The sequence below is a fragment of the Nocardiopsis halotolerans DSM 44410 genome (assembly GCF_000341065.1).
Taxonomy (GTDB): domain Bacteria; phylum Actinomycetota; class Actinomycetes; order Streptosporangiales; family Streptosporangiaceae; genus Nocardiopsis; species Nocardiopsis halotolerans.
In genome coordinates this window covers 1-8,417 of record NZ_ANAX01000343.1, presented here as the reverse complement: position 1 = coordinate 8,417, position 8,417 = coordinate 1, and the positions used below count along the sequence as shown (strand labels likewise).

Below are 8,417 nucleotides of genomic sequence, written 5' to 3'. Positions count from 1 at the left end.
CCGCCCCGCCGGTGGTGGCGGCGATCTCGGCGGCTCGGGTGACCACGTCGGGGTCGGGCTGGTGGCCTTCGGGCGCGCCGACGCGCACGTGGAGTCCGGCGGTGGCGCCTCCCAGCAGGTAGGAGTGGGCCATGTTGTTGGCGCCGTCGCCGAGGTAGGCGAGGGTGAGCCCGGCCAGGGCGCCCTTGTGCTCGCGGACGGTCTGGAGGTCGGCGAGGATCTGGCAGGGGTGGAACTCGTCGGTGAGGGAGTTGACCACGGGGACGGAGATGTGCGCGGCCAGCGTCTCCAGGTCGCCCTGTTCGAAGGTGCGCCACACCACGGCGTCGACCTGGCGTTCCAGGACGCGCGCGGTGTCCTCCAGGGGTTCGCCGCGGCCCATCTGGGTGCTGGCGGTGTCCAGGACCAGGGGGCTGCCGCCCAGGTCGGCGACGCCGACGGCGAAGGACAGGCGGGTACGGGTGGAGGGCTTGTCGAAGATCAGGGCGACGGTGCGCGGACCGGCGAGCGGCCGGTGGCCGAAGCGGTCCTTCTTCATGTCGTCGGCGAGGTCGAGCACCCGGGCCTGTTCGGCCGGGGTGAGGTCGTCGTCACGCAGGAAGTGGCGGGTCACGGCTACTGCTCCTTCGTCGCGGCGGCCTCGGCGGCGTCCAGGATGGTGGGCAGCGCCTCGATGAACAGGCCGATCTCTTCGGGTGTGATGACCAGGGGTGGGGCGATCCGGACGGCGTCGGGGGCCACGGCGTTGACCAGGAAGCCGCGGACGGCCGCCTGTTCCTGCACGTGGGCGGCGTGCGGCGCGGTGAGTTCCAGCGCCCGCCACAGTCCGCTGCCACGCTGTCCGGCCAGCAGGGGGTGGTCGAGGGCGTCGATCTGCTCGGCCAGAAGGTCGCCCACGACGGCGGTGTGGGCGAGCAGGCCCTCGTTCTCGATGGTGTCGATGACGGCGAGGGCGGCCGCGCAGGCGACGGGGTTGCCGCCGAAGGTGGAGCCGTGGTCGCCCCTGTCGAAGGCGTCGGCGTAGCGGCCGAGGCCGACGCAGGCGCCGATGGGCAGGCCCCCGCCCAGGCCCTTGGCGAGGGTGAGCACGTCGGGGCGCACGTCCTCCTCGGCCTGGTGGGCGAACCACCGGCCGGTGCGGCCGATGCCGCTCTGGATCTCGTCGAGGACGAAGGCGGCGCCCGTGTCGTCGCAGACCCGCCGGACCCCGGCGAGGTAGCCCTCGGGTGCGGGGACGACCCCGGCCTCGCCCTGGGTGGGTTCGGTGAACACGGCGACGCAGTGTTCGTCGACGGCCTCGGCGAGGGCGTCCAGGTCGCCGTGGGGGACGAAGCGCACGTCCATGCCGAAGGGGCCGAAGGGCTCGCGGATGGCGTCCTTGCCGGTGAGGGCGAGGGCGCCGGAGGTGCGGCCGTGGAAACCCCTGTCGGAGGCGACGAAGTAGTGGCGGCCGGGTCCGGCGGCGCGCTTGACCAGTTTGAGCGCGGCCTCGTTGGCCTCCGTGCCGGAGTTGGCGAAGAAGACCTTGGCGTCGCCGCCGACCAGCTCGACCAGGCGTTCGGCGAGTTCGACCTCGCGTTCGTGGACGAACAGGTTGCTGGTGTGGGCGAGCGTGGCCGCCTGGCGGGCGACCGCGTTGACCAGGGCGGGATGGCCGTGTCCGAGGCTGGAGACGGCGATCCCGGCGATGAGGTCGAGGTACTGGCGGCCGTCGGCGTCGTAGACCTCGCAGCCGCGCCCGAGGGTGAGGGCGACGGGCGGAACGCCGTAGTTGGGCATGAGCGAGGCGGCGAAGCGCTCGCGCAGGTCGGAACCGCTGGTCACTGTGCGCCTCCTGCTTTCGTGGCGGTGGTGTGGATGTGGCCGTTGCCTGCGAGCAGGGAGGCCTCCAACTCGGGGTCGGCGACCATGGTGCCGACGCCCTGGTCGGTGAAGACCTCCAGGAGCAGGGAGTGGGGGACGCGCCCGTCGATGATGTGGGCCTGGGGGACGCCGCCCTCCACGGCGCGCAGGCAGGCCTCCATCTTGGGGAGCATCCCCGAGGACAGGGAGGGCAGCAGGCCCCGCAGCTCCTCGGCGTCCAGGCGGCTGATCAGCTCGGTGTTGTGCGGGTAGTCCGAGAACAGACCCTCGACGTCGGTGAGCATGATGAGCTTGCTGGCGCCCAGGGCGACCGCGAGGGCGGAGGCGGCGGTGTCGGCGTTGACGTTGTAGACGCCGCCGTCGTCGGCGCGGGCGACGCTGGAGACCACGGGGACGCGGCCGTCGTCCAGGAGCGCGGCGACGGCGCCCGGGTCCACCCCGGTGACCTCGCCGACGCGGCCGATGTCGACGGTCTCGCCGTCCACCTCGACGGTCTTGCGCTCGGCGGTCAGGAGGTTGGCGTCCTCTCCGGACATGCCGACGGCGAAGGGGCCGTGCTGGTTGACCAGGCCGACGATCTCGCGGTTGACCTGGCCGGTGAGGACCATGCGGACGATGTCCATGGCCTCGTCGGTGGTGACGCGCAGCCCGGCGGTGAAGGTGGACTCCACGCCGGAGCGTTCGAGCTGGGCACTGATCTGGGGGCCGCCGCCGTGCACGACGACGGGTCGCAGGCCCGCGTAGCGCAGGAAGACGATGGACTCGGCGAAGCGGACGCGCAACTCCTCGCTGACCATGGCGTTGCCGCCGTACTTGACCACGACGGTGCGGCCGTGGAAGCGGGAGAGCCAGGGCAGCGCCTCGATGAGGTGGGCGGCCTTGTCCAGGGCGACGGCCCTGGCGTGGTCCTCGGTGGGATGGGGTGAGCGCGCGATCATGAGTTCTCGGCCCGGTCGTGTTCGGTGGCGGGGGTGTCGGCGCCGAGCTGGGTGGCCAGCTCGGTCAGCACCTCGGTGAGCAGTGCGGCGAGGTCGTCCTCGTCGGGGACCGTGCCGCTGGCACCGCTGGCCATGAGCAGCACGGCGTCGTTGGTGGCGGTCAGGGGGTCGAGGCACGTGCCGGCCGTGGCGGTCAACAGGCGTTGGCACTGGTCGGCGGTGACGTCGGCGTCGGTGGTGAGTACGCACAGCACGGTGGACAGGGAGTCGTCCGGCCCCTTGGCCATGGCGCCGACGGTGTAGCCGCCGCCGCGCCGGAAGGCGATCTTGGCGACGGTGTCGGTGGTGCGGATGGCGTCGGCCGCGGCCAGTCCCCCGCCGCGGGAGGCCTCGGCGAGGGCGGCGGTGATGCCCTCGCGCAGGGCGGCGGGGTCGGTTCGGGTTCCGACGGGTCCGGTGGCGCACAGGACGACCTCGGCGGCGGAGTCGTCGAGGAGGTCGGCGGTGTGCTCGGCCGCGGCGTGGACGTCCTGGAACCCGGTGGGTCCGGTCCCCGCGTTGGCCCCGCCGGAGCTGACGACGACGGCGCGGACGCGTCCGCCGGAGGCGACCTGCTGGGACCACAGGACGGGGGCCGCCCTGTCGTCGGCGCCGGTGAAGACGGCTCCGACGGCCCGGGAGGGGCCGTCGTTGACCACGACGGCGACGTCCCGGGCGCCGTCGCCCTTCAGGCCCGCGGGGACCCCGGCGGCGCGGAAGCCCTGGGGCGCGGTGACACTCACGGTGCTGCCCTCCTAGGGTGCGACCGCGGCGAGCGGCAGGCCGGAGTCCTCGGGCAGGCCGAGGGCGAGGTTGGTGCTCTGGACGGCGCCGCCCGCGGTGCCCTTGGTGAGGTTGTCCAGCGCGGCGACGGCGACCATGCGGTTCGCGTCGGGGTCCACGGTGACCTGCACGAGGGTGGTGTTGGCGGCCAGCGTCATGGCGGTGCTGGGCCAGGTGCCCTCGGGGAGCAGGTGGACGAAGGGCTCGTCGGCGTAGGCGGTCTCGTAGGCGGCGCGGACCTGGTCGGCGGTGGTGCCGGGGCGCAGGGGCGCGGTGCAGGTGGCGAGGATGCCCCGGGGCAGGGGGGCCAGGACCGGGGTGAAGGACAGCCGGACCGGCTCGCCGGTGACCGAGGTGAGGTTCTGGACGATCTCGGGGTTGTGCCGGTGGGCGCCGCCGACGCCGTAGGGGCTGAGGGCGCCCATGATCTCGCTACCGACGAGGTGGGGTTTGGGGGCCTTGCCCGCGCCGGAGGTGCCGGTGACGGCGACGACGGTCAGGTCGGGCTCGACGAGCTGTTCGGCCAGGCCGGGGAACAGGGCGAGCGTGGCGACGGTGACGTGGCAGCCCGGGACGGCGACGCGGCGGGCCCCGGTGAGTCGCTCGCGCTGGCCCGGCAGTTCGGGGAGGCCGTAGGGCCAGGTCCCGGCGTGCGGGGTGCCGTAGAAGCGTTCCCAGGCGGCGGCGTCGTTGAGCCGGAAGTCGGCGCCGCAGTCGACCACGAGGGTGTCGTCACCGAGCTGCTGGGCGATGTCGGCGGACTGGCCGTGCGGCAGGGCCAGGTAGACGACGTCGTGTCCGCGCAGTGCGTCGACGGTGGTGGGCGCCAGGATCCGGTCGGCCAGCGGCAGCAGGTGCGGCTGGTGCTGGATGAGGGGGGTTCCGGCGTTGCTCCCGGCGGTGACGGCGCCGACGGAGATCTCGGGGTGACCCAGGAGCAGGCGCAGCAGCTCGCCTCCGGCGTAGCCGCTGGCTCCGGCGATGGCCGCTGTGTGTCCCATGATGTGCCCCCTGTTCCGTTCTGACTGAACTATCATGCACCCCCGTGTAAATTTATGCAAGCACGGGAGAGGCAGACCCCGCGCGGTGTGGGAGGGGTCTCGTCACGGAACCGCCCGACTACTCGGTGCCCTTGGGGTGGCGCGGACTGGCGTAGTCAATCCGGACCGTCCGCCGTTCCTCGTCGACCAGGTACCAGATCCTGCCGCCGCTGGTGACCTCGATCCGCCACCGGGACATCCCCTGCCCCTCAGCAACCCCGTCGACTGGATTCCGTGCAGTGGGTGATGACGGCGCGTTCGCTCCACCGGCAGAGGATCATGACGCACGAGTTCCCACACGTCCGCGGTGTTACCCGGCACATGGGAACAGAGCTCCTCCCAACCCTTCGCCACCCTGCTGTCCAGGAAACGGATCCCCCATTCGCCGCCCCTTGCCGGTGGAGCGACACGATCTCCACGTTTCGGGCTCACTCCACCACCCCGAAAGGCGGTGGGACCGGACCGGAGTCAGCATCGGGATCACGTTCACGGGTCAGTGCCGCAAGCACCTCGGGGTCGGCATAGACCTCTGCGGTGTGCTGCCACTCGATGACGAACTGGTGCACGGCGGGAGCGGGGTTGTCGAAGTGCTCCGTGGCACGGAGTACATCCGCGAACTCGGCGAGGAACGTCTGGACATCAGCCTCCGGAAGATAGCGGACCCACGGGAACACCCCACCGACGATCTTCCGCGCCATGTTCGTCTCCTCCTCACCCCCCGGTACGAGGGCGCGCAGGAAACGCGCGGCGGTGTTCACCATCTCGGTGCGCTGCTGGTCCGCCTCCGACTCACGCAGCACGAGGTCCACGTCGTCCCTCCGGCGCAGGCGCAACTCGTGCGCGCGGGACTCGGCGAGCTTCGCCGTGGTCGCCTTGGGCCTGTTGACCAGCTCGGAGAAGGGCACCTCAGGGATCATCGTCATGACATTGGATGTACTTCAAATGTCACCCGCTGTCAGGAGAATCGGGAAAGCGGGGATCAGCGGCGGGAGATGCGGCTGGCGATCCCGGCCAGACGGGAGGTGTGCGCCCTGTCCTCGGTCCGGGACTCGCGGCGGTCCGCTCCCCGGTACAGCCCCTGGACGACCTGGGTGCCCACCCGGCGCAGGGGTTCGGGCTCCCACCCGCGGACGTGGTGCCCCACCCACGGCAGGCGGGTCAGGTCGGTCCCCCGGCGCAGGATGAGGTCACGCAGGGTGCGCCCGGCCAGGTTGCTCGCGGCGACCCCGCTGCCCGCGTAACCGCCCGCCCAGGCCAGGCCGGTGTCGGTGTCCAGGTGCACGGTCGGGCACCAGTCGCGCGACACCCCCAGCACACCGGACCAGGCGTGCTCCACGGGCACGTCGGCCACGTCGGGGAACATCCGGGTCATCGCCCGCCACAGCTCGGCGATGACCTGCGGCTGGGTGGTGCCGTCGCCGTCCTCGGAGACACCGAAGCGGTGGGGGACACCGCGTCCGCCGATGGCGATGCGGTCGTCGGCGGTGCGCTGGGCGTAGACGTAGGAGTGGGCGGTGTCGCCCAGGACCTCGCGGCCCTCCCAGCCGATCTTCTCCCACAGCTCGGCGGGGACGGGTTCGGTGACGATCATCGAGGAGTTCATCGGCCGCCACTCGCGGCGCTGTCCGCGCAGGGTGGAGGTGAACCCCTCGGTGGCGCGGACGACGTGGTCGGCGTGGACGGTGCCGTGGTCGGTGACGACCGCCGGTCGGGCCGCGCCGTCGCGGGGACGGATCTCCTCCACGGTGGTGCCCTCGAAGACGGCCACGCCCAGGTCCTCCACCGCCCGGGCCAGGCCGGTGACCAGCTTGGCGGGCTGCACGCGCGCGGCGTGCGGCGAGTAGGCGGAGGCGACGGTACCGGACACCGACAGGCGGGGCTCCCGCTCACCGTCCACCAGGTGGATGTCGTCGGGCCAGTAACCCCACTCCTGGAGGTACTCGATGTCCTCGGTCAGGCGTTCGCTCTGGGCGGCGTTGGTGGCCACCAGGCGCATGCCGCCCCGGACGATGTCGGCGTCGATCCCCTCGGCCTCGGCGACCGCGGCCACCTCGGTCACGGTGTCCATCATCGCCCGTTGCAGGGCGACCGTCGCGGCCTTGCCGTGTGACTGCGCGTAGCGCTCGCGGGAGCCCGCGAACTCCGCGGACAGCCACCCTCCGTTACGTCCGGAGGCGCCGTATCCGGCGAATTCGCGTTCGACCACCGCCACGCGCAGGTCCGGCTGTTCCTTCTTGAGGTAGTAGGCGGTCCACAGGCCGGTGTACCCGGCCCCGACCACGCAGACGTCGTAGTCGGTGGTGCCGGGCAGGGCCGCGCGGCGCTCGGGGAGGCCGGTCTCACGGAACCAGAAGGACACCGCACCGTTGGCGAAGCGCGTGGACCGGGGAATCGTCCTCATCTGCGCGGCAGTCGTGAACAGTCCCATTCTTCCCCCCGAAAACCTGTGCGCTCACGGTCCACCGACCCACGAACTCCCGCCAACCTACACGGGAACGGCGGCTGGTGGGAGGTCTTCCCCGCCCGTGGAACGGTGGCGCGGGGAGGAGGGGCGCGGATTCGGCTACGCGGAGTCCCGTTCCGAACGCGCCGTCAGCAGCAGGCGCTGTCACGGAGGGTGCGCGCGATGGTGGTGAGCTGGCGGACGCCGTCCTCACCGAGCGGACCGAGGACGTGCTCACGCAGTCGTTCGACGTGCCTGTCGCGTGCCTCACCGATGAACTCCCGCCCCTTGTCGGTGAGCACCGCGTAGACGACCCTGCGGTCGGAGGCGCAGTTCTCCCGCTCCAGGTAGCCCTCGCGCTCCAGCCGGTCGGCGAGTTTGGTGAACCCGCCCGTGCTCAGGCTGACCTCGCGGGCCAGACGGCTCATGGGCAGCCTGTGGCCGGGGGTGCGCTGGAGACGTATGAGCACCTCGAACCACGGTCCGGCCATGTCCCTGCCGTCGGGGGTGATCCCGCCCAGGAGCTTGGGCTGGATGGCGTTCAACGCCTCGTGGAGCAGCCCCCACGCGGTGATGAGCTCGTCGCCGCTCGGGGTACCGCCCGCCGCGGCCTGGGTCGGTTGTGTGGTCATGCCCGCTCCCTGTTCTCCCCGGGGCGGATACCGGAGCGCATCCAACCCACAAGAAATATCTTCCCAGTAAACTTTACTCGAAGTCGAGCGTTGCGCCCAGTGTTTTCGCCGCGAACACGTCACACCCGGCGCGTCACGTCACGCACCGGGTCACAGGAGAGCGGTAGGAAGTGGGGAGGTCTTCCACAGGGCCCCGCCGCACCCGGCGGGGCCCTGTGGTCAGTGACGGGCCGCGACCGCGTCCAGGGAGGCCGACAGGGTGGACACCATGTGGTCGATCTGCTCCCAGGTGATGATCAGTGGCGGCGAGACGAGCAGCGCCGTGGGAATCGGCCGGACGATGACCCCGCGTGCCCGCGCCTCGGCGAACACCTCCTGCGTGGTGATCCCCCGTCCGCTGAGAGCCTCCTCGGTAAGCTCCACCGCGCCCATCACCCCGACGCCCGAACGGACCTGGGCCACCATCGGGTGGTCGGCCAGTCCACGCAGCGCGCCGTCCAGGTGGCGCTCGACCTCCAGCGACACCGTGAACAGGTCCTCGCGCTCCAGGATGTCCAGGTTGGCCATCGCCGCCGCACACGCCGTCGGGTGGCCCGCGTAGGTGGTCCCGTGCAGGAACGGGTTGCCCTCGCCGTTGTAGAACGGGTCGGCCACCCGACCGCTGACCACGATGCCGCCC

9 protein-coding genes are annotated in these 8,417 nt (G+C 71.8%); all 9 read right to left on the bottom strand.

Annotated features, from left to right (window positions below; genetic code table 11):
- A partial coding sequence (locus tag D455_RS0125305) for an ornithine carbamoyltransferase (protein WP_017573461.1) occupies window positions 1-613 on the bottom strand: 613 nt, incomplete at its 3' end.
- 2 nt (window positions 614-615) lie between these two features.
- On the bottom strand, window positions 616-1,824 hold the full coding sequence (locus D455_RS0125300; RefSeq protein ID WP_017573460.1) for an acetylornithine transaminase: 1,209 nt from the start codon (window positions 1,822-1,824) through the stop codon (window positions 616-618).
- Window positions 1,821-2,801 (bottom strand): acetylglutamate kinase, encoded by a 981-nt coding sequence (argB, locus tag D455_RS0125295; protein WP_017573459.1) that lies wholly within the window; start codon window positions 2,799-2,801, stop codon window positions 1,821-1,823. The genes D455_RS0125300 and argB overlap by 4 nt, the downstream gene beginning before the upstream one ends.
- Window positions 2,798-3,583, bottom strand: coding sequence for a bifunctional ornithine acetyltransferase/N-acetylglutamate synthase (locus D455_RS0125290; RefSeq protein ID WP_017573458.1), 786 nt, complete (start codon window positions 3,581-3,583; stop codon window positions 2,798-2,800). Before D455_RS0125290 ends, argB begins: the two co-directional genes overlap by 4 nt.
- Window positions 3,584-3,595: 12 nt before the next feature.
- On the bottom strand, window positions 3,596-4,624 hold the full coding sequence (gene argC / locus D455_RS0125285; protein ID WP_017573457.1) for an N-acetyl-gamma-glutamyl-phosphate reductase: 1,029 nt from the start codon (window positions 4,622-4,624) through the stop codon (window positions 3,596-3,598).
- 467 nt (window positions 4,625-5,091) lie between these two features.
- Window positions 5,092-5,586 (bottom strand): hypothetical protein, encoded by a 495-nt coding sequence (locus D455_RS0125275; protein ID WP_017573455.1) that lies wholly within the window; start codon window positions 5,584-5,586, stop codon window positions 5,092-5,094.
- 56 nt (window positions 5,587-5,642) lie between these two features.
- A complete protein-coding gene (locus D455_RS0125270; RefSeq protein ID WP_017573454.1) occupies window positions 5,643-7,064 on the bottom strand; it encodes an NAD(P)/FAD-dependent oxidoreductase in 1,422 nt (473 codons plus the stop codon).
- Between the two features lie 191 nt (window positions 7,065-7,255).
- Complete coding sequence (locus D455_RS0125265; RefSeq protein ID WP_017573453.1) at window positions 7,256-7,738, bottom strand: MarR family winged helix-turn-helix transcriptional regulator; 483 nt, start codon at window positions 7,736-7,738, stop codon at window positions 7,256-7,258.
- A gap of 219 nt (window positions 7,739-7,957) precedes the next feature.
- Window positions 7,958-8,417: aminotransferase class III-fold pyridoxal phosphate-dependent enzyme (locus D455_RS0125260; protein WP_017573452.1), on the bottom strand; the 460-nt coding region annotated here is incomplete at its 5' end.

Excerpts from the sequence above, each read along its gene's own strand:
- D455_RS0125270 (WP_017573454.1), bottom strand. The coding sequence starts at position 7,064 with ATGAGGACGATTCCCCGGTCCACGCGCTTCGCCAACGGTGCGGTGTCC.
- argC (WP_017573457.1), bottom strand. The coding sequence starts at position 4,624 with ATGGGACACACAGCGGCCATCGCCGGAGCCAGCGGCTACGCCGGAGGC.
- D455_RS0125265 (WP_017573453.1), bottom strand. The coding sequence starts at position 7,738 with ATGACCACACAACCGACCCAGGCCGCGGCGGGCGGTACCCCGAGCGGC.
- argB (WP_017573459.1), bottom strand. The coding sequence starts at position 2,801 with ATGATCGCGCGCTCACCCCATCCCACCGAGGACCACGCCAGGGCCGTC.
- D455_RS0125275 (WP_017573455.1), bottom strand. The coding sequence starts at position 5,586 with ATGACGATGATCCCTGAGGTGCCCTTCTCCGAGCTGGTCAACAGGCCC.